The sequence below is a fragment of the Sphaerothrix gracilis Ecp01 genome, assembly GCF_030405905.1.
Lineage (GTDB): Bacteria > Cyanobacteriota > Cyanobacteriia > Phormidesmidales > Phormidesmidaceae > Sphaerothrix > Sphaerothrix gracilis.
This window is the reverse complement of the sequence record NZ_JASATW010000002.1, coordinates 222,696-243,393: the sequence shown is the minus strand read 5'-3', so window position 1 is coordinate 243,393 and position 20,698 is coordinate 222,696. Positions and strand designations below refer to the sequence as shown.

Below are 20,698 nucleotides of genomic sequence, written 5' to 3'. Positions count from 1 at the left end.
GCAGCCATAGGAACTCTTGAATAGGGCATATGGCTGTATGCGCCTACTAGCCTCGTTACCTTTTCCAGAATGCTTGATAAAAATACCCTCTTTGCGGTTTCTCTCTTTCCCTATCTAGGCTTTCTCTGGTTCTTGACCAAGTCGGGGCAAACGCCTCGATTGGCCCTAATTGGCTTCTATGTACTGCTGATTTTTGTCGCCGTTACAATTCCTGCCGGAATTTATGCGCGGCAGGTCTACGGGCAGGAACTGGCCAACGTAGACTGGCTCCACGGCAGCGCCGAGCTGTTCTTAACCGTGTCTAACATTCTGGTCGTGCTGGGGTTTCGGCAGGCGGTTTTGGCGGCAGGCAGCAAAAAGGGCAGCGGATAGGAGGCGGCAAGTAGGCAGGGCTAGTGGCTTTGGTGCAAAATCAGGCGGTTGCCGTCCGGGTCGTAGGCATAAATCTCTCTTCCGTGGGAAGCTGCCATAATTTCGTCTGTGGCAGGATGGCCTAGAGTCTGCAGATGAGCGATCGCCTGCTCCAAGTCGTCAACTTCTAAGCACAGGCTGAGGCGACCACTGGTGGCCGAAGCAAATTCAGCTTGATTCGCAGCTTTAGGCTTAAAAATAGCTAGGCGCATACCAGCAAGCTGGAATTCAGCGAACTTGTGGGGTATGTAAGGTTCAGGTTTTTGATCAAAAAGCTGCTGGTAAAACTGCACTAGATTTTCTATGTGAGGGCTAGCCAGGGTGAGGAAAGCGGCTTGTGGTCTAAGAGACATGGCACTTTGAGCCTATAGGACTGAAGTTATGGGTGACGATGCGAGGGTGATCTCAAGCAGACTGAGCTAGCCTGAGAGCAGCGACAAATTGTGTTGATTAGCAAGAGCAAGGAGGCTTACCGTGGTTGCTAGTGTATCCGCGCCTCAATCGATTGAATCACTATTAGGAGATGAAGCAGACAGCCTGCTGGCCCACAAAGCCAAGGTGACTAAAGATCAGCTACATCTGCCTAGTCCCGACTGGGTGGAGCGCATTTTTGCTCAAAGCGATCGCAATCCGCAAGTTTTACGCAGTCTGCAGCAGCTCTATAGTACCGGGCGGCTGGCCAATACAGGCTATCTCTCTATCTTGCCGGTTGACCAGGGGATTGAGCACTCAGCGGCAGCTTCCTTTGCCCCTAACCCCATCTATTTCGACCCGGAAAATATTGTCAATTTGGCGATCGCAGGTGGCTGCAATGCCGTGGCTACCACTCTGGGCGTTTTAGGCATGACCTCGCGCAAGTACGCCCACAAAATTCCCTTCATCGTCAAGCTCAATCACAGCGAGTTGCTGAGCTATCCCAACGCTGCCGATCAAATTATGTTTTCTTCGGTTGAGCAGGCTTGGAACTTAGGGGCGGTTGCCGTCGGGGCCACCATTTATTTCGGTTCACCTGAATCCAATCGTCAAATTCAAGAAGTCCGCGCCGCATTTGCCCGTGCCCACGAGCTAGGCATGGCCACCATTTTGTGGTGCTACCTGCGCAATGATGTCTTTAAGCAGGACAAAGACTATCACCTAGCGGCTGATCTGACCGGACAGGCCAATCACCTAGGCGTTACTATTGAGGCCGATATTATTAAGCAAAAGCTACCGGAAACCAATGGCGGCTACGCGGCTGTGGCTCAGGCTGCTGGCGAAAAGTATGGCCGAACGGACGATCGCGTCTACAGTGACCTGTCTACTGATCACCCCATCGATCTGACTCGCTATCAGGTACTCAACTGCTACGCGGGCCGGGCCGGACTGATTAATTCCGGTGGTTCTTCGGGCAAGAACGACTTTGCCGAGGCGGTGCGGACAGCCGTTATCAATAAGCGGGCTGGCGGCTGCGGCCTAATTTCGGGTCGTAAAACGTTTCAGCGTGACTTTAAGGAAGGCGTCAAGCTGTTCCACCTGATTCAGGATGTCTATTTGTCTGACGAAATTACGATCGCGTAGGGACGCTAAAAAGCTGAAGGCATAGACGCAGGGGTAAACGGTCAGGCAAATCGCCGCTTGCCCCTACCGCCGGGGATGATGATAGCGATACTCCCAGGGCATTTGGGGTCGCACCTGTCGCCAAAAATTGAGCTTGCTGCGCCGAGCGATCGCCTCTGAAGCCAGGTATCTCAGTCGGTACTCGTCTCGCAGATGCTTGCGATAGGCAACTGCGTAGCCTTCGCAGAGAAGCTGGGTGTTGATGCAGCCGTCAGCTACCCAAACTTCGCCCACTAGACGACCGTGGCGATCGCGGTCAACTTCAATCACTTCTATTTCTTTGTAGGGCTTGAGCAGCTGTTGTAGGCGGCGACGGGCTTTTTCGCCGTAGGGTTGCTGGGCTAGTTCAGGGCAGTCAATGCCGTACAGCCGGATTGATTCAGTTTGCTCTGCGTGGCTGCCCACTAAAGTATCGCCATCTTTAATCTGCTTAAGCCGAAACTTAAGTCGCTGGGTCATAGGGTAATTTGCATGTAGATGCAGTCAATCAGGTTCTGGCGCTGGGATAGATGAGGCGGCGCGATCGCCTATATTGCCTGTTGTGGTGACATTGCCTGCTGACACGTTGCCAAAATGTGGCTGTCGGTCTGGCTCAGCTCGGCAATGGCGTGATAGCCCGTCAGGGTCGTGGGTGCCCCTGCTCCCTGCTGGGCAGCGTTCAGGGCAGTAGCTGGCTGCAGCGCGATCGCGTAGGCAGAGGCCGTCTGCTCGTAGCTGCCAATGACGGTAAGCATTAGGCGATCGGGCCGGACTTCCCCCTGAAAACAGTCAAAGGAGGAGGCCGGACTGTAAAAAGCTCCCACCGTTTGCTGGTTTCTGACTTCAAAGACTACATACTCAGTTCCAATTTGCGCTGGCTGGGGCGATCGCCCAAACAGATAGACCCCATCAGCTAGCGTCTGCCCTATTCCTTCTGAAAGCTGCGGACTGGCCAGAGTCGTACTGGTATAGGGTAAAGCTGTTAAACCCGTTAATGTCAGGCTTAAACCTACCACTAAGCGAGCAAAGGTACGCTGTAACTCCCAGAATGGAGCCGGAACAGATGGGAGCGCAGAATTGAAGTTGGGCATAATGCGTCATGATGGCAGCCACTTCAATATCGGATGTTTTGGTCACTTGCCCGGTGATAAAATTCCGATCCCCGTGTGATTTTGACTGCCTCTCTCAGTGATCTAGACGGTGACCACCTGTGATTGAAATCACCGGAGAATTTCAGCCTGTTCGTCTAAACCGCGAGGGCAGCTTCTGGCTGAGTTGGCCCCAGTGCGCCAGAATAAACTACGCCGCGCCGCGCATCTAGCGTCAGAATAGTGCCGTCGCGAATCACCTCAGTGGCATTCTTAACACCCACAATCACGGGCACACCCAGCCTTAGTCCTATCACCGCCGCGTGGCCTGTGAGGTTGTCATCTTCAGTAATAATGCCGCCTGCCCGCCGGATAGCATCTACAAAGTCGGCGCTGGTGCATGGCGCAATCAGAATTTCTCCGGGATTAAAGTCGCTGATATCTAAACCGCTGTGGGCTACCCTGGCTCGCCCACTGATTGAGCCTTCCCCAATGCCAGTACCCCGTCCTAATACCGCCGTTACCAGCTCCACCTTAATCAAGTCGGTAGAGCCAGAAACACCCTGTAGCGTTCCCGCCGTCATCACCACCAAGTCGCCTTCCCGCAGCAGACCTTTCTCTTGAGCTACGTTCATAGCGGCCTTAAAGGTTTGCCCTGTCGATGGTAAATCCAGCACGAGGAGCGGACGAACACCCCAAATCAGCTGCAGCCGACGCGAAACGCCAACCTGGGGTGTCACCGCCAAAATCGGAATTCGAGGACGATACTTAGAAACGTTGCGGGCTGTTGCCCCTGTTTTGGTCATCGTCATGATAGCCGCCGCCTTAAGCTGATCGGCAATGCGGCTAACGGCATGACTAATCGCATTCGGAATTGAGCGAGAACTGCTTTGCTCATCGAAGGAGCAGTTGGGGCTTTCCTGCTCAGTGCGTAGAGCAATCCGGGCCATCGTGGCGACAGCCTCAACCGGATACTTGCCCACCGCTGTCTCATTCGAGAGCATAACTGCGTCTGTGCCGTCTAGAATCGCGTTGGCCACATCCGAGACCTCTGCGCGGGTGGGGCGCGGATTGCTGGCCATGCTGTCTAACATCTGTGTTGCCGTAATCACAGGAATGCCTAGACGATTAGCAGTGGCAATTAAGCGTTTCTGCAGAATAGGCACCTCTTCCGCTGGTAGCTCAACGCCCAGGTCTCCTCGTGCCACCATCACGCCGTCTGAAAGCGACAAAATTGCCTCCATCTGTTCGATCGCTTCGTGCTTTTCAATCTTGACAATCACGGGCACCTGCTTGCCCGCCTCAGAAATCAGCTCTTTGATCTCTAAAACGTCTTGAGGATTCCGCACAAAGCTCAGCGCCACCCAGTCAACGCCCTGATTGAGGCCGAACATCAGGTCGCGCCGATCTTTCTCGGTCAGCGCCTTAATGGAAAGATAAACCCCTGGGAAGTTAACGCCTTTGCTATTGGACAAGACGCCACCCACGACGACCTCACAGTGCAGTTCACGCTGCTGGCGATCGATCGCTTCTACCCGCATTTCTACCCGACCATCATCGAGCAGGATAGTGGCCCCTGCCGGCACTTCGTCAGCTAGCGGCTCGTAAGTCACTGAGCTGATAGTCTGAGTTCCCGCCAGAGGCCGACTGGTTAAAATAAATTTATCGCCTTTTTTGAGCTGAATAGAGCCATTCTCAAAGCGACCCAAGCGAATTTTGGGGCCTTGCAAATCTTGCAGAATCCCCACAGGTTGATTAAGTTCAAAAGAAATCTGCCGAATTAAACGAATACTGCGCTGATGGTCTTCGTGGGTGCCGTGAGAAAAGTTGAGGCGCAGCGTAGTCGCGCCAGCTTCAATTAAGGCTCGCAGTACATCGGGATTGCTGGTGGCTGGGCCAATGGTAGCGACAATTTTAGTCCGACGTAAGGCAGTTTGCAGTTGCATGGCTAGACTACAGGCGACTGGGTAAAAAATTAATTTGGCAGAGGCAAAACGGATAGTACCATGTTTAGTCCACCGGATTATACGGTAGGCTGCGGCTCAACCCTTTTGAGGACTGCTATTTCAGCTCTTGGCTCTCATAAAAGATGGCTGGCCTATTGGTCTGTCTCGTGAGTATTTCTAAAATACCTGGGTTTAGATAAGCGAGATAACCGCTACAAATGAGCTATTTGGAGAACTATAAAATTCGATCATACCTAGATGAGTTTTCTCAAGGTTTACCTGACGAAAAGTAGACAGCTAGCTGGTCATGAACCATTTTTGCGGCAAAGCTCTAGACCTGATGCTGCCTAAAATTTGGCTGATTGCCATAGCGCCTGTCTGCACCCGATTGGGTAAAACCTGATAGCTCTTTCTAGTGCGGTCAATTGGGCCTGATTAAATGAGTTGATGTCACAAAACTTTATTATTCCTCATCAGTAGCGTATACTACCGGAGATGGTTTAAGAAGGAGCACAGTAATTGATGTCGGTGGCAACGGCGCCTCTGACAGTGCCTAGAACGGTTCCATCAGAACTTTTGAAAGCGGATGGCGGTATCAGCCTCAATCTGCTGATGTTCTTGGGTGCGGTTCTACTCGTCACACTGTCTACATGGGGCTATTTCGTCTGGGGCTTAGCAGGCTGGTGTTGCTTTGGTCTCAATACGTTGGCCCTCCATCTTGTGGGCACAGTTATTCATGATGCCTCACACCATGCCGCTCACCGCAATCGCGTTGTGAACGCTCTGCTGGGTCATGGTAGCGCTCTGATGCTGGGCTTTGCTTTTCCCGTTTTTACGCGCGTGCACATGCAGCATCACGCCCACGTCAACGATCCGGAAAACGATCCCGATCATTTTGTCTCGACGGGTGGCCCGCTGTGGTTAATTGCGGCCCGTTTCTTCTACCACGAAATTTATTTTTTTCAGCGGCGTCTCTGGCGCAAGCTGGAACTGCTGGAATGGTTTTTATCCCGCTTAACGGTGGCGCTGATTGTGGTTGCTGCCGTTCATTTTGATTTTTTGGGCTATATTTTCAACTTTTGGTTTTCACCAGCGCTGGTGGTGGGGCTAGCCCTAGGGCTGTTTTTTGACTATTTGCCGCACCGCCCTTTTGAGGAACGCGATCGCTGGAAAAATGCCCGGGTCTATCCGGGAGCTATCCTTAACCTGATGATTATGGGCCAGAACTACCACCTGGTCCACCATCTTTGGCCGTCTATTCCCTGGTATAAGTACAAACCGGCTTATGAAACCATGAAGCCGCTGCTGGATCATAAGGGCTGTCATCAGTCTTTAGGTTTGCTCAGGGGCAAAGACTTTTTTGGCTTCATCTACGACATTTTTCTAGGCATTCGCGTACATCACAAGCATCCTTTTCAGTTTCTAGAACGAAAAAAGTCTATATAGCGCCCTCGCCTGGGGGCGGCTGCCTATCTGAAAATTTATGCACATTGAAAATGCGCCGGAGTGTCTGCAGACACTCCGGCGTTATTGACTATAGGCAGCAGACAGCTTGCTGAGTAGGGCTATTCCCGGCTAGAAGAAAAGCTAGCGGGCGAAGTTTCCCAATCGGGTCTGAGGGTTTTAGCGCCCCGCAGATAGGGGTGATGAATCTCAGTGTGCAGTACTGGCATATAAGCGTGAATCAGAAAGCGAATACATCGCGGCAGGCTGCCCTCCACGTGCATTTGCTGCACATCAAGAAGGGGCACATTGTTCCACTGGGGGCGCTGACGAGCAATTTGAGCGGGGAATACCGCATCTATGTCGCGGGTGGCTGAGAAGGTGGCGCTGATAATATCGTCGGGGTTGAGGCGGTTGCGAGACTCTAACTCATCAAGCAGTTCAGTAACCGCGCTCCAAATCGCTTCTGCTGTATTTTCAGAAACAGTGGTTGCCCCGCGAATTGCTCGAACTCGCCAGTCCGCATCAGAATTACTCATAGAGTCGATTACCGTTTCTCTTCACTAAAGGCAAATCAGTCAAAAGATATTTTTGTAGATTTGAACTTTCATAGTACCAGTCCTCGCTGAAGCGCTTGAATAAGCGCCGCCAGCGATCGCCACCTAGAGCTGAATTTGAGCCTTGTATAGGAAGTTTACGGTCGATAGAGCCAGAGAGGCAGACCGCTGGTCGTCAGGTCAAACTCTAGCTGACTGAGGCTATTGGACAGCTCAGCAACAGGTAAGTCGGCCCATTGGCTAGCCGCTTGGCGATTGCCGGGTAATATTCGTTTCCAGAAGGGCTTGCGGTCTTCAAAGGTGTAGCATTCTGCTTTTTCAGGATTGAGGCCAGCTAGCTCAGCGGCCCACTGGCGCGCATCTTCCTCGGTGCCTAAGCGATCGACTACACCTAAAGCCAGCGCCTGCTGTCCGGTAAAAATCCGCCCATCGGCAAATTCTTTAACGGCTTCAACGGTAAGCTGGCGAGCGGTGGCGACCGTCTCGACAAACTGATGGTAGCTAACGTCAATTAGCTCTTGCAGGATATTTTGCTCTGGCTCAGTCAGCTCGCGATCGAAGGCCAAAATGTCTTTATAAGGGCCGGACTTGATCACTTTGAAGGAAACACCCACCTTATCGAGCAGGCGCTCTAGGTTGTTGCCGCGTAGAATAACGCCGATGCTGCCGGTAATGGTGCCGGGATTGGCCACGATGTGTTCGGCCCCCATGCCAATATAGACCCCGCCGGAAGCGGAGATATTACCGAAGCTAGCAACAATTTTGACCTGCTCGCGCAGTCGCATCAGAGCGCTATAAATTTCTTGAGAGTCACCGACGGTGCCACCGGGACTATCGATGCGGAGCAGCAGGGCCGGAAATTTTTTCTCTTCAATTTCTTTGAGATTTTCTAAAACGCGCTTGCGCGTCGAACCTGCGATCGCGCCAGTGATCTCAATGCGGGCAATTTGCTTACGGAACCGAGGCTTAAACGGCCAAATCATAGGGTGTCGATCGCTAGATGACTTAACATTCTTTAAGATAAGTATACAACTGCGCCATGCTTAACTATCCGCTAGCTTTATGAGTCATACTTCTCTGCCGCCCAAACGAATGCTAACTGCATTGTTGCTGATTTCCCCCTTCTTTTTGTGGGGAACGGCTATGGTGGCCATGAAGGGGGTGATTGACGACACGACCCCATTTTTCATTGCGGCGACGCGGCTGCTGCCAGCAGGCTGTTTGGTACTCTTAGCCGGTCTGTGGATGGGCCGCAAGCAGCCTGCGGGCTGGCAAGCTTGGCTGTGGATTGGGTTATTTGCTCTCATTGATGGCACCCTGTTTCAGGGCTTCTTGGCAGCGGGACTGGTGCGGACAGGGGCAGGTTTGGGATCGGTGATGATTGACTCCCAACCCCTGGCAGTAGCAGTCATGGCCCGGTTTTTGTTTGGCGAGCAGGTGGGGATGTTTGGCTGGATTGGGCTGGGATTGGGCCTTATCGGCATTAGCCTGCTGGGGCTGCCGGACGAATGGATTTTGAACCTGCTGCAGGGAATCCCGTTTTGGCAAAGCTGGACGCCGGGTAGTGACATGGTGGGCCTGCTGTTTCAGCGGGGAGAGTGGCTGATGCTGCTGGCGGCGCTGTCGATGGCGGTGGGCACAGTGCTGATTCGCTATGTGTGCCGCCATGCGGATCCGGTGATGGCGACCGGGTGGCACATGATTTTAGGTAGCCTGCCGCTAGTAGCTTGGTCGGCGATCGCTGAAACCGGTCAGTGGCAGCAGCTATCGCTTACGGGCTGGATGGCGATCGCCTATGCCACCATTTTTGGCAGTGCCTTAGCCTACGGTATCTTCTTCTATCTAGCGGCTGAGGGTAACTTGACCAGTCTCAGCGCCTTGACCTTTCTGACACCAGTTTTTGCCCTGCTATTTGGCAACCTATTTTTAGGCGAACTGCTGAGTTCAGTCCAGTGGACGGGCGTTGCCTTTACGCTGGTCAGCATTTGTCTGATTAACCAGCGAGAAAGGCTGCTGGGGTTTTTCCGGGCGCAGCCAGTCCAACCGTCTACTGAAAATACGGTCCGGACAGGAACATTCGAGTCAAAATCTTAGACCTGCTGATTAGTGCGAGCTGAGCTTTTAACGCAGACTTTACTGAGTCAACACCTCTTTAAAGATCTAGCACCAGAATCGGGCATCCTAAAGTGAGCTATGCAAACTGATTTAGTATGAAAGCTAGACGCTCATAGCACGGTTCAATATCGCGGGTACCCCAACGGCTTTGGGCCGAAACTGCTAGTCTGACAGCAGATGAGGTACGCTCAAGCCGAAAAAATTGCTTGATTACGAACGCAGTGGAGACAAGTTGAAGCGAGCGTCAAAACGCTAAGAGAGCAGTCGCAAAGTATGATAGCCACTCTGGGTGCAAGGATACCAAGGACCAACCATCTGACATGATCCAACGCTCTACCTTGCTGGCAATAACCTGTCTGGCAGCTTGGGGAGGTTCCCCCGCTGCTGTTCGGGCTGTGGCTCATTCCCCTACTGGTTTACCAGTCCTTGCAACTGCCCAGCTAGCGCCTACAGCCGCTAAAATCTGGCCGACCTTAGCTCAGGTACCCACGAATCCAGCCGCCTCTACCCCAACGACAGCAGCCGATCTCAGCAACAGTGAAGTTTTACAGCTCCAGCTCAGGCTGCAGCAGCTTGGTTATTACAGTCAGCCTGTTGACGGTATCTATGGCCCTAAAACCGAACAAGCCCTGTCAAACTTTCAGCAAGATTCTGGCCTACCGGCTACTGGCAATGTAGATCCCTTCACCGTCCAACGCTTACAAACGCCCAACCTGTTTTCGATTGAGTCGCCTAGTCCAGCTACAGAAAGCCAGATTCCCAATTTTTTGCCCTCGACTGCGTCTACGCCAGCGGCGGCAACCCCTTTTCCCCAGGCGGAGTCAGAAGCGACAGCCGCTTCTACGCCTACAACCGAGCCAGTAGACGCAGAGCCGACTGCCGTTTCTGAGTTCAACCCGTCTCAGCTTCTAATACCAGCTATTCTACTGCTGGGGTTAGGGGCGATTGGCGGCGGCGTTGTGCTGGTTTATCGCCAGTCATTGCGCTCAGGTCGGCCTGCCAAACAGCTAGATAAGCAAGCACCAGTGGCTCACGTAACTGACCAGTCTGCTCTGATAGCGGACAGTGCAGCCGCAGTGAATGGTTCCCAGCAGAATCTGGAAATTCAAGACCAGACTGACTCAACGGCAGCTTTGGAAGAAACAACACGGCTGCCCAAGCTCAATATTGTAGAAACGCTGGTGGCTGAGCTGCAGAGTAGCGATCCCGCCAAACGACGGCAGGCTATTTGGGAACTGGGGCAGCGGGGCAACTCCAGTGCCGTGCAGCCGTTAGTCAATCTGATTATGGATGCGGACTCCAAGGAGCGCAGCCTGATTTTGGCGGCTCTATCTGAAATTGGCACCCATACGCTAAAGCCGATGAACCGGGCGCTGGCTCTTTCGCTGCAGGACGATAATCCTGAAGTGCGCAAGAATGCCATTCGCGATTTGACTCGAATTTATGATGCGGCGGCTCAGGTAAGTCAGATGCTGGCCCATGTAGCTGAAGATGAAGATCCTGAAGTGAGAGAAACAGCCCGCTGGGCGCTGGGACAGCTCAACCGCATCCGGCCTTTACCTAGCAGCGAGCAGCGGGCTTCTCTCTATGATTCTGTTTCGCCAGCGGATTTTTTGCCCGGTGAGAAGACCAACTCTTAAACCGTTTGATGTCATGCTGAAGAGGTGACTCTAGAAAGAGCGACTGCCTTTTATCTTCATGTCTGCTTCAGCCTTGAGACTGCTTTTGCTTTCTACCCCCGTTGGCCCCTTGGGGTCAGGGCTGGGCGGCGGCGTGGAGCTGACGCTGATGAATCTTGCTCAGGAACTGCAACGACGGGGGCATTCGCTCCGGGTCGTGGCTCCTGAGGGATCGGCTCTGGCAGAAATTGCGATCGCGCCGATCTCAGGTACCTTACAGCCCACGGCTCATACTCAAGGGCGACAGACCCCCACGGTTTTACCCGAAAATCCGGTGCTGGCCAATATGTGGGACTATGCCCGTCAGGTGCAGGATGACTATGACTTGCTGGTTAACTTTGCCTATGACTGGCTGCCTTTCTACCTGATGCCGTTTTTGCGGCGACCCGTAGCTCAGTTTGTCAGTATGGGGTCACTTTCGGGGGCAATGGATGCAGTCATTTGCCGAACGGCAGAGCGGTTTCCCAGCAGCGTAGGCGTCTACACCCGCACTCAGGCAGAAACGTTTCCCGGCGTGGCAAACTTTCGGATTTTGAGCAGTGCTATTGATCTTGTGCTGTATGAGTTTTGTGATCAGCCCCAGGACTACCTGGTTTGGCTAGGTCGGATTTCTCCGGAAAAAGGACTAGAGGACGCGGTAGAGGCGGCCCAGCGATCGCAGAAAAGACTAAAAATCCTGGGCAAGCTAGAGAATCAGGCTTATTGGCAGCAGATTCAGCAGGCTTATCCGGCTGCTCCCATAGACTATCTGGGCTTTTTACCCACCGCCAAACTTCAGGCAGTGCTTAGGCAGGGACAGGCGCTGTTAATGACGCCCCGTTGGGTGGAAGCCTTCGGTAACGTGGCGATTGAGGCGCTGGCCTGCGGTGTCCCTGTGATTGCCTATGAACGGGGTGGCCCAGCGGAAATTGTGCAGTCGGGTAAAACGGGATGGCTGGTGATGCCGGACAGCGTGGATCAACTCGTAGCAGCGATCGCCCAGCTAGGCCAGCTCGATCGCGCAGCCTGTCGCCAGCAGGCGGAGGCGGAGTATTCTTTGTCTGCTTTGGGCGATCGCTTCGAGCAGTGGTTCCAGGATATTTTGCAGCAGTATTAGGCTATAGACATGGTTCTACCTTTGATTTGCTCTCTGTTCTGGCTGCCCAATGCAGCAGCGTTAGAGACTCAACCAGCTACTCTGCTCTATCTCCCTGTTCCCGGTAGTTCTGCTGACTGGGGTGCGTTTATCTTCTTTGGCGGAATTTTGGCGCTAATTGCCTGGCAGGTTTATCACACCCGCGAACGCTGATGATTCCTGCAGCCTCTGAGATTGCCCCTATGCATAAAGCCAACACCCCCTTAGACTTATCTTTGAAAGCAAAGAAAGTCTCAAGCAGGGTCAACCATGCGAATTCTTTTTGTGGCGGCAGAAGTGGCTCCTCTGGCTAAGGTGGGCGGCATGGGCGACGTGGTTGGGTCGCTCCCAAAGATATTGCGAAAAATGGGACATGACGTGCGCATCTTTATGCCGTACTACGGTTTTCTCTCTGAGAAAATTGATGTTCCCGCAGAGCCGATTTGGTGGGGCGCCGCAATGTTCAACAAGTTTGCGGTTTATGAGTCTGTGCTGCCCAAGTCCGATGTCCCCATCTATTTGTTTGGCCATCCTGCTTTTGATCCCCGCCATATCTATTCGGGGGCCGATGAAGACTGGCGCTTTACCTTCTTCGCGAACGGCGCTGCTGAGTTTGCCTGGAACTACTGGAAGCCGGACATCGTTCACTGTAATGACTGGCATACCGGCATGATTCCGGTGTGGATGCACCAGTCGCCAGAGATTAAAACTATTTTCACGATTCATAACCTGGCCTATCAGGGACCGTGGCGCTGGCGGTTAGAGCAAATGACCTGGTGCCCCTGGTATATGGAAGGCCACAACACAATGGCCGCAGCGGTGCAGTTTGCCGATCGCGTGACCACGGTATCGCCCACCTATGCCCAGCAGATTCAAACGGCCAATTATGGTGAGGAGTTAGAAGGACTGCTGTCTTTTATTAGCAGTAAGCTCAGCGGCATCCTCAACGGCATTGATGATGAGTCTTACAATCCGGAAGTCGATCCCCAACTGACGCAAAATTACAGCGTAGAAACCCTCGATCAGCGGCGCAAAAACAAGATTGCCCTGCAGGAAGAAATGGGCTTAGAGATCAACTCCAGCGCCTTCACAGTGGGATTTGTAGGCCGCTTGGTAGAGCAGAAGGGGCTAGATCTGGTGATTCAGATGCTCGATCGCTTTTTGTCATACACCGATGCCCAGTTTGTACTGCTAGGGATGGGCGATCGCTATTATGAAACCCAAATGTGGGAGCTGTCATCTCGCTATCCGGGGCGGGTGTCTACCTATCTGCTCTACAGCGACTCTCTAGCCCGTAAAATCTACGCCGGGGCTGATGCGTTCCTAATGCCGTCTCGGTTTGAACCCTGTGGCATCAGTCAGCTCATCGCTTTGCGCTATGGCTGTATTCCAATTGTGCGTAAAACGGGAGGACTGGTAGATACGGTGCAGCACCATAACCCCACTGAAGGGACTGGCACTGGCTACTGCTTCGATCGCTACGAACCGCTGGATCTCTATACCTGCCTAGTCCGAGCTTGGGAAGGCTTCCACTACAAGCAGCCTTGGCGCGAGCTGCAAAAGCGGGGCATGGTGCAAGACTTTAGCTGGACGCGATCGGCACTGGAATATATCAGGCTTTACAGCGATGTTTTGGGGCTATCTTACGATGAGCAGGTTCCGGCTGAGCTAGGGGGCAAACCCGCAGCACCAGCGCCTACCGCCAGCAGTTAGCGGCCACGTTGCAGATATTGGCTGTTTAAACTGCGATCGCCTGCCATTTCCAAAAATCCCCTAGGGGAAGGATGTCGTTCGCTACAGAATCATGAATCCTAGCGGGGGTGCTATCAGTTTTTATTGATTCTCTTTCTTCTAAAGCCTATGCAGAGTCTTATTCAGGAAATCCAGCAGACCCTTATTAATCTAGTTGGCGGCGGCGTAGCGGCTGTTCCCGGCATTTTGGGGGCGCTGATTATCTTAGCACTGACTCGCTATGGCGCTAACCTGGCTCGACGGGTGGCGGCTTCCCTATCAGATCGGCTTTTGAATAATCGATCGCTGCAGTCCCTGCTAACTCAGGTAGGCTATATTACCGCCTGGATTGTCGGTATTTTAATCGCGGCCATTATTGCCTTTCCCGGTTTGGCTTTAGGCGACATTGTGGCTCTGTTGGGTTTAGGTTCAGTAGCTGTTGGCTTCGCGTTTCAAGACATTTTCAAGAACTTCCTGGCCGGGATACTGTTACTGCTACAGCAGCCTTTTCGACTGGGCGACCAAATTATTGTCAATGACTACGAGGGCACGGTTGAGGAAATTGCGCTGCGATCGACGCAAATTCGCACCTATCAGGGCGAAGAAATTGTCATTCCCAACTCGATTGTTTTCACTAATTCAGTGCAGGTGAGAACCGCTCAAAAGTATCGTCGGACTGATTTAGCGATCGGGGTTGACTACAATACGCCGCTAGAAATGGCTGTGGACGTACTGCTCAAAGCGGCCAATAGCGTTGAGCATGTGCTCGAAAATCCACCGACCGAAGTAGATATTATTGGCTTTGGCGATAGCGCCATTGATCTGGTCGTGCGCTACTGGACAGCCCCCCAGCAGGCAATGGTGCGTCGTACCCAGACAAAGGTGATGATTGCGCTGAAGAAAGCCTGTGACGAAGTGGATATCAATATTCCTTACCCCATTCGCACAGTTTATTTCTTCAATCAGGAGAAGTATAACGACCACTATGCACTGAGCCAGCAGGATGGTTCAGAACAGGAAATGGTGGGCGATCGCAACTAGTCATCGCGGCTAGTGACTATCAGACAAAGCTCCGGGTATCAACAATGCTGCCGGGAAACGATAGCCTAGACAAGAGGTGTCGTTTATCGCCGGAGGGCGCAAGAAATCTGTGAATCAAGCCGAAGCCTTGCAGGGGCTCTTAGAATCTGTGGCTCAGGGAGAAGTGAGTCCAGAGCTAGCCTTCACCAAGTTAAAAAATTTAGATTTTGAACCTGTGGGCGAGTTTGCCAAAGTCGATCATCATCGCACTCTCCGCACTGGCTTTCCGGAAGTCGTTTGGGGACCAGGAAAAACCGTAGATCAAATTGTGCAAATCATCCGCAGCCTACAGCCGCGCAATCCGGTAGTGATGGCGACGCGGATTACCCCAGAGGTGTACCAGCAGCTCAAAGCCGTTATTCCCGACCTAATTTACGACGAGATGGCGAGAATCTGCGCCCTTGTCCCCACTCAAATCGTGCCTCAGTATGCCGGTACTATTGCCGTACTCACCGCAGGTACTGCCGATTTGGCTGTAGCCCAGGAAGCGGCGCTGACGGCTGAGCTGTCAGGGTTTCGGGTGCGGCGACTCTGGGATATTGGCGTCGCCGGAATTCACCGCCTGCTGAGTCACCGACAGGTAATTGACGAAGCCGACGTGCTGATTGTGGTGGCGGGCATGGAAGGAGCACTGCCAAGCGTGGTAGCGGGCCTAGCGAGCTGTCCGGTTATTGCTGTGCCGACCAGCGTGGGCTACGGCGCTAGCTTTAACGGTCTGGCTCCGCTGCTGACCATGCTCAATTCCTGTGCGGCGGGCATTGGCGTTGTCAATATCGATAACGGCTTTGGCGCGGCGATCCTGGCCGGACAGATTCTCCGCACCGCCGCCAAACTCAAGGATGCTGACTAACGCTGGCGATGCTAGTTGACTATGACCTGGTAATTTTGGGTGGTACGCTGGCAGGCCGACAGGCGGCGATCGCCGCTACTAGTCAAGGAGCCAGAGTCGCCCTAGTCGAACCGCTTGCAGATGGCGTGGCGCGATCGCTCCAGGCAGACTACCTCAGACAGGTGAGCGCCTGGCAGCAGTGGAGCCAAAGGGCCGGGCCAGCAGACTGGTCCCACTGGCAGCAGTGGACGCAGGCCGTCAGCCAGCAGCAGGCCGAGCTGCGATCGCCCCAGGTCCTTCTAGCCCAAGGGGTTGACTACATTCAAGCTCCGGGGCAGTTTTGCCGATCGCCGCGCTTAGCCTTTGAAACTCAGCAGCGCTTTTTGACGGCCAGAGCCTACCTGCTGGCCGCGGACTTTTTTACCCCGCTGCCGCCGATCTCAGGACTGGCTGAGCGATCGCCCTATACGCCTGAAACCCTGTATAAGCTGCCTGCGGTGCCTGCACGTATAGGGATCTTGGGCGGAACGCCAGCGGCCTTAGCGATCGCTCAGCTAATGGCTCGCTTAGGCGCTCAGGTCACAATTTGCCTAGAGCCAGCCTGGCTGCACCGGCAGGCGGTGGCTATTAGGCAGTGGCTAGTGGCGCAGCTTGAAGCTGAGGGCATTCAGCTGGAATGCTTGGCTGAGGTCGATCAGGTTACCGCTGACAGCTCGGCCCTAGCGGGGCATCAGATCAAGCTATCCCAGGCAGCGCTGACGGTAGATGAGCTGGTTGTGGCGACGGCTCCCAGCCTGCGCAGTTTTGATCTGGGTTTAGACATGGTGGGCGTCAAGCAGGATGGCTTCGGCCCGGTTGTGGGCGATCGCTTACAGACCACCCATCCTCGCCTGTTTGCGCTAGGTACCGCCCTGGGACGACAGGAGATACGGGCGATCGCGCCGCCAGAAATTGACCTAGTGCTCAAAAATGCCCTGCTTCTGCCCCGATTTGAGCTGAATCGCCGGGCTCTGGTTTGGCGCGTGTCTACAACCCCGGAGGTGGCCAGGGTAGGGATTACTCCAGCTCAGGCCCGAGCCTGGTACGGAGAAGACACCTGGGTTTGCAGCCAGCCGCTCTATGCCAACGGGCAGGCGCAGTTACTCAATCAGGCCAGCGGCTTTTGCCAAATTGTGGCCCACCGCAGCGGCGAAATTTTGGGGGCGCAGATAGTGGGGGCTAGCGCCAGCGAACTTATACAGCCCATTGCCCAGGCGATCGCCGCGAAGCAGGGAATCCGATCCGTAGCGCGATCGCCCTATCTGCCCCAGGGCCTCACTGCGGCCCTGGTTGAAACCGCTCAGCAGTGGCAAACTCGCCGCCTAGCCGTGGGCTTTTGGCGACGAGACTGGTTAGAAAACTGGTTTAACTGGCGGCGATCGCGGGTGCGGCTTTAGCGGCGCTTGGAGGAGTTGCCAAACACCTGACCCGTCAGCCAGCCGACTGCTTTTTGCATTACCTCGCCCATCGTCGGCGGCACCTGAGCCTCGACGTTAAATAGCTGGGCAATGGCGATCGCCACCTGTCGCTGAGTTGCATCGGAGGAATAGGCAGTGGTTAGAGGCTTCATAACCCCGTCAAGATAGACCAGCTCAATCCGGCTGCCTGTCCCCCCATAGCCTTCTACCCTGACGGTTTTAGAACTGAGCCGTACCGCAATTAGGGTAGCCAGGGGATAGTCAATTGTCTGCTGTCGTGCAATCCAGCAGCGACGAATGCGAAGCTGCGCGCGATCGCGGTCAAATTCAAAAATACGCAGCTCGGCAAACATCAGCACTACCACGGCAATGCCGAGCATCAAGGTGGCAGTGGCGAGGAAGTCTTCGGCGGGTGAGCCAAAGAGTGGCGCTAGCAGGTTGAACAGGCCGGCGATGCCTAGAAAGCCGGTAACAGTCCAGCAAAACTTAGGATACTGCTTGACGATGAGCTGATGAGAGGTGTGTTTAGTGATGTGCATAGGAACAAAATTAAATTTAGCGAGTAGGGAAACCTGGGGCCTGGGCAGATCCGTCCGGATTGGTCTCTTCGACGGGGGGCCACCCTTGTCCGCCCCAAACGAACGCAGAGATGCGGGTGAGCTAGGGCTACAGCCGGTATTGGCTGTGAGCTGAGCAATTTCAATTTGCAGGGATGCCGGGGACTTCTGATCCTGGGGTCATAAAAACCTGCCGAAGTAACGGCACGGGCGATCGCTCAACTAGGGAGAAGTCAAAACGGTTGAGGTTTTTGACCGGCAGGGACTGACCAAACTGCACCCCCTGCTCAAAAATGTCTAAATGCTGGCGGCTGAACCGATACGGGTTCGGATAGAGAAAGCGAGCCGCAAATTTGAAAATTAGGTAGTGCCAGCTCCTGGTCTGCGGGTCGTTGCCCATTGTCATGCCAATCACAAACGCTTCGTCTGCTGGCGTAAAGCCTCGGCTCAGCAAAATGTGCAGATAGTCGTGGTTGCGGAGAGAAATGCTGCCGCCCAGCGCCAGGGGACTCTCCGGGTTTTCTAATAGCCAGACGAGCCAGGGAATGTCAGCGGGGGCATCGCCCTCTAGAGCTTGATAAGCCTGAGCCAAACTCTGGCTTGAATGGCGATGCTGGCTGCGTACGTCTTCCCTGCTAGACCTGACTAGATACGCGGGGGCTAAACTCTGATTCATGACTCACCTCCAATCCGTTTGAGCTGTACTTCAGTGCGCTGATTTTGGGGCTGGGCTGGATCAACTCCCGGCAGCGGCTGGCTGAACCCTTTGCCCTGGACCGCAATCTGCAGCTTGACGCCGCGAGATTTGAGATAGTCAGCCACAATTTGGGCCCGCTGCTGGCTCAGGGTCTGATTGATCGCGGCTGGGCCGGTTTTGGAGGTGTGGCCGACGATATTGAGAGCCGTTGTCACCGGGCTGAAGTCGCTGATCTCCTCAGCTAGCTGGTTTAGAGTCTGTTGGCCTACCGCCGTCAGCGTTGCTGAGCCGGTGGCAAAGCTAACGGTGCCGCGTACGTTAAGATTGCCGATGGGCTGAGCGGCCTGCACCTGCTGCGGCGTCACGGAGACAGCCGTGGTTGATTTCTCCCCTGAGAGCATAGCGGCCAGTTCCGGATCGGCAGCGGCGATCGCCTGAATCACCTGCTGGGTATTGGCCACGGCCTCTTCAATGAAAGCTGTTTTATAGAGAGCTGAGGCATCCTCTACGGGACTAATTGGCCCGCCCGCTAGGGTCACAATCGCCTGGGTGGCCTGAATTCGTTTCTCTAGCTCACCCTGGGTGAACCACTGCTCTGTCTCCAGGCTGGAGAAAAAGTCGATGCCCTCTGTTACTTTGCTGGCATCTGAATTTGACAGGCCGCTGTCAGAAGCAATTTGAGCACTGAGGGCGCTGCTGTTTTGGATCAGGGCGTCCGTATGACGGTAGTAGGCGGTGAGAAAGGACTTGAGTTCTTGCGGGCGCTGAGCAATCAGGCGATCGCTAGCCACCATCACATCTATAATTGCGTTGGGTACATCCTGACTGCTGAGGGCTACCTTGTTGCCTGCCTGCACTGCCTTAGAGACATCGGGTTCCCACAAAACCGCGATCGCCACGGCTGGGTCTGACTGCAAAATCTCATAGGCCTGAGCTGAATCTTCAGCCTCAACAACTTCAAAATCAGCTAGATCAAATTTTTCAAACTTGATATCTAGCAGCCGGGCTAGATATTCGCTGGGCGTTCCGGCGGAGTAGACCAGCTTCAGATTGGGCGTGGCCGCTTTCACCGCTGCCAGGTCATTTAGGCTTTTGAGCTGGGGGAACTGGCTCGTATTCAAGACGACCGCATCTGCGCCGACCGTACGGTCAATCAGGCCGACAATCCGGCCCTCAGGGCGATGAGTCAGGTACTGGTCTAAGGTAGTGACAATTAGGTCGGCTCCGTTGCCTAACCGCTCAGCCCGCTCAGCCTGATCTAGCTCCTCCTGATACTGAATTTTCAAATCGGCCTGGGCAACTCTGTCAGCGAAGGCGGTAGAACGCAGGGAGCTATAGCCAGAAAAGCCATCGCCCAATACGGTTAGCTGATTGTCCGCCCTATTGTCCGCTTGAACAGGTAGAACGCCATCCGGCAAATATGGCGCAATTAGCTCCGGCCCTTGCCAGCTAGCGACGGCGATAACTAGGGCGCCGCCGATATAGGCGATAGGCGGCAAACCTTTTTTGCCTGTTTTTGATCGGGTCTGTGACATCTGATTTTTTGGCTTAAGCATGGTTGTCTCCGGTGAGCTGAGGATTAACTTGATTTTTGAGAGCGGCGAGGCGATCAGCGGCTTTGAGCTGGTGAGTTTTCCGCTGGGCTTCTTGGCCAAAGGACTGAAGCTGCCTCTGGGAGTTGGCCGTGATTGACCGGCGATCGATCGCGTCTCGTGCTGTTTCAAACAGGCTGACAGCACTTTCAGAACTCAGCCCTGAGAGCGCATTGGCCTGCTCTAGCGCCGCCGTTACTTTTTGCAGCGAGGCGCTGACTTTTTGCTGAGTCTTCATTTGCTGTAGCTGCCGCTGCTGCTCGACCAGGCGCTGCTTGCCAACTTCAAAGTTCTGTTGAGCGGTTTTTACCTGGGCCTGAAGCTGAGGGAGCGTTGTTTCGATCACCTCTAGCTCTCCCAGCAGGGTCAGAGCGGCCTCATCTTCGCCGTGCTGCACGAGCTGCACTGCCTGCTGGTCTAGGTTTTGCGCCTGGGACTGCATCTCCGCCAGCAGCTTTTCGGCCTGCTGCAGGGCGGCATACTGTCGCGCGACGGCCTCCGTTAGCTTTTCAACATTTTCGGCAATGTCGTCTAAGGACTGCTGGGCGATCGCGACAGTCTGAGCGCCTCCTACTTCTAACGGCTGACCGATCAGCCAAGCCCAGCTACCGACCGCAATGCGGCCCCCTTTATCACCCAGCAGCCAGTACATAAACTTTTTCATCGCTTGACTCCTAAATCAGTTGACAGTCTCGTCTCGTTAAATCATTCATGTGAGCTTATAACCGTTATATTCGCTTCATGTGAGATTGTCAACTCATGTGAGCTTGTTTTTCCTTGCTTGAGCAGTCATAGACCGCCGAAATGCTCACGACAATGAGCTAAGA

21 protein-coding genes are annotated in these 20,698 nt (G+C 54.0%); 11 read left to right on the top strand and 10 right to left on the bottom strand.

The features are described from left to right. Positions 1 to 69 precede the first annotated feature (69 nt). Complete coding sequence (locus QJQ48_RS02955) at positions 70 to 372, top strand: DUF3593 domain-containing protein (RefSeq protein WP_346289691.1); 303 nt, start codon at positions 70 to 72, stop codon at positions 370 to 372. Positions 373 to 392: 20 nt separating this feature from the next. Here the strand turns inward: QJQ48_RS02955 and QJQ48_RS02950 are convergent, their stop codons facing one another. Further along, complete coding sequence (locus tag QJQ48_RS02950) at positions 393 to 764, bottom strand: VOC family protein (RefSeq protein WP_346289690.1); 372 nt, start codon at positions 762 to 764, stop codon at positions 393 to 395. 121 nt (positions 765 to 885) lie between these two features. On the opposite strand from QJQ48_RS02950, the gene QJQ48_RS02945 reads away from it, so the two are divergent. After that, positions 886 to 1,968 (top strand): class I fructose-bisphosphate aldolase, encoded by a 1,083-nt coding sequence (locus QJQ48_RS02945; RefSeq protein WP_346289689.1) that lies wholly within the window; start codon positions 886 to 888, stop codon positions 1,966 to 1,968. A gap of 63 nt (positions 1,969 to 2,031) precedes the next feature. Here the strand turns inward: QJQ48_RS02945 and QJQ48_RS02940 are convergent, their stop codons facing one another. The 3 genes from QJQ48_RS02940 to pyk all read right to left on the bottom strand — a co-directional run bounded on the left by QJQ48_RS02940 (position 2,032) and on the right by pyk (position 5,020). Then, on the bottom strand, positions 2,032 to 2,466 hold the full coding sequence (locus QJQ48_RS02940; RefSeq protein ID WP_346289688.1) for a thermonuclease family protein: 435 nt from the start codon (positions 2,464 to 2,466) through the stop codon (positions 2,032 to 2,034). 68 nt (positions 2,467 to 2,534) lie between these two features. After that, entirely contained in the window at positions 2,535 to 3,077 is a 543-nt protein-coding gene (locus tag QJQ48_RS02935; RefSeq protein WP_346289687.1) for a hypothetical protein, read from the bottom strand. A 155-nt stretch (positions 3,078 to 3,232) separates the two neighbouring features. Further along, entirely contained in the window at positions 3,233 to 5,020 is a 1,788-nt protein-coding gene (gene pyk, locus QJQ48_RS02930; RefSeq protein WP_346289686.1) for a pyruvate kinase, read from the bottom strand. Between the two features lie 522 nt (positions 5,021 to 5,542). Here pyk and crtR point away from each other — a divergent pair. Then, positions 5,543 to 6,466, top strand: coding sequence for a beta-carotene hydroxylase (crtR, locus tag QJQ48_RS02925; protein ID WP_346289685.1), 924 nt, complete (start codon positions 5,543 to 5,545; stop codon positions 6,464 to 6,466). Positions 6,467 to 6,585: 119 nt separating this feature from the next. On the opposite strand, the gene aroH is transcribed toward crtR, so the two are convergent. Further along, positions 6,586 to 7,002 (bottom strand): chorismate mutase, encoded by a 417-nt coding sequence (gene aroH, locus QJQ48_RS02920; protein WP_346289684.1) that lies wholly within the window; start codon positions 7,000 to 7,002, stop codon positions 6,586 to 6,588. 155 nt (positions 7,003 to 7,157) lie between these two features. Continuing rightward, positions 7,158 to 8,003, bottom strand: a complete 846-nt coding sequence (gene sppA / locus QJQ48_RS02915; protein WP_346289683.1) for a signal peptide peptidase SppA — start codon at positions 8,001 to 8,003, stop codon at positions 7,158 to 7,160. A gap of 79 nt (positions 8,004 to 8,082) precedes the next feature. Between sppA and QJQ48_RS02910 the strand changes: the two genes are divergently transcribed. The 8 genes from QJQ48_RS02910 (at position 8,083) to QJQ48_RS02875 (ending at position 17,004) form a co-directional block, all read left to right on the top strand. Beyond that, positions 8,083 to 9,114: a DMT family transporter gene (locus tag QJQ48_RS02910; RefSeq protein WP_346289682.1), complete on the top strand. Its 1,032-nt coding sequence runs from the start codon at positions 8,083 to 8,085 to the stop codon at positions 9,112 to 9,114. Positions 9,115 to 9,455: 341 nt separating this feature from the next. Further along, positions 9,456 to 10,775: a peptidoglycan-binding protein gene (locus QJQ48_RS02905; protein WP_346289681.1), complete on the top strand. Its 1,320-nt coding sequence runs from the start codon at positions 9,456 to 9,458 to the stop codon at positions 10,773 to 10,775. A 58-nt stretch (positions 10,776 to 10,833) separates the two neighbouring features. Beyond that, positions 10,834 to 11,910: a glycosyltransferase family 4 protein gene (locus QJQ48_RS02900; RefSeq protein ID WP_346289680.1), complete on the top strand. Its 1,077-nt coding sequence runs from the start codon at positions 10,834 to 10,836 to the stop codon at positions 11,908 to 11,910. A gap of 9 nt (positions 11,911 to 11,919) precedes the next feature. After that, entirely contained in the window at positions 11,920 to 12,102 is a 183-nt protein-coding gene (locus QJQ48_RS02895) for a hypothetical protein (RefSeq protein WP_346289679.1), read from the top strand. Between the two features lie 96 nt (positions 12,103 to 12,198). Continuing rightward, positions 12,199 to 13,641 (top strand): glycogen synthase GlgA, encoded by a 1,443-nt coding sequence (glgA, locus tag QJQ48_RS02890; RefSeq protein ID WP_346289678.1) that lies wholly within the window; start codon positions 12,199 to 12,201, stop codon positions 13,639 to 13,641. 147 nt (positions 13,642 to 13,788) lie between these two features. After that, positions 13,789 to 14,700 carry a mechanosensitive ion channel family protein gene (locus QJQ48_RS02885; RefSeq protein ID WP_346289677.1) on the top strand — a complete coding sequence of 304 codons (912 nt, stop codon included), beginning with the start codon at positions 13,789 to 13,791 and terminating at the stop codon, positions 14,698 to 14,700. A gap of 109 nt (positions 14,701 to 14,809) precedes the next feature. Then, positions 14,810 to 15,589: a nickel pincer cofactor biosynthesis protein LarB gene (gene larB / locus QJQ48_RS02880; RefSeq protein ID WP_346289676.1), complete on the top strand. Its 780-nt coding sequence runs from the start codon at positions 14,810 to 14,812 to the stop codon at positions 15,587 to 15,589. An 8-nt stretch (positions 15,590 to 15,597) separates the two neighbouring features. Further along, positions 15,598 to 17,004: an FAD-dependent oxidoreductase gene (locus tag QJQ48_RS02875; RefSeq protein WP_346289675.1), complete on the top strand. Its 1,407-nt coding sequence runs from the start codon at positions 15,598 to 15,600 to the stop codon at positions 17,002 to 17,004. Here the strand turns inward: QJQ48_RS02875 and QJQ48_RS02870 are convergent. The 4 genes from QJQ48_RS02870 to QJQ48_RS02855 form a co-directional block, all read right to left on the bottom strand. Next, a complete protein-coding gene (locus QJQ48_RS02870; protein ID WP_346289674.1) occupies positions 17,001 to 17,564 on the bottom strand; it encodes a hypothetical protein in 564 nt (187 codons plus the stop codon). The genes QJQ48_RS02875 and QJQ48_RS02870 overlap by 4 nt on opposite strands. Positions 17,565 to 17,724: 160 nt before the next feature. Continuing rightward, positions 17,725 to 18,258 (bottom strand): hypothetical protein, encoded by a 534-nt coding sequence (locus QJQ48_RS02865; protein WP_346289673.1) that lies wholly within the window; start codon positions 18,256 to 18,258, stop codon positions 17,725 to 17,727. Continuing rightward, positions 18,255 to 19,814: an OmpA family protein gene (locus tag QJQ48_RS02860; RefSeq protein ID WP_346289672.1), complete on the bottom strand. Its 1,560-nt coding sequence runs from the start codon at positions 19,812 to 19,814 to the stop codon at positions 18,255 to 18,257. The genes QJQ48_RS02865 and QJQ48_RS02860 overlap by 4 nt, the downstream gene beginning before the upstream one ends. Before the next feature lie 13 nt (positions 19,815 to 19,827). Beyond that, positions 19,828 to 20,535 (bottom strand): PspA/IM30 family protein, encoded by a 708-nt coding sequence (locus QJQ48_RS02855; RefSeq protein WP_346289671.1) that lies wholly within the window; start codon positions 20,533 to 20,535, stop codon positions 19,828 to 19,830. Positions 20,536 to 20,698: the final 163 nt, after the last annotated feature.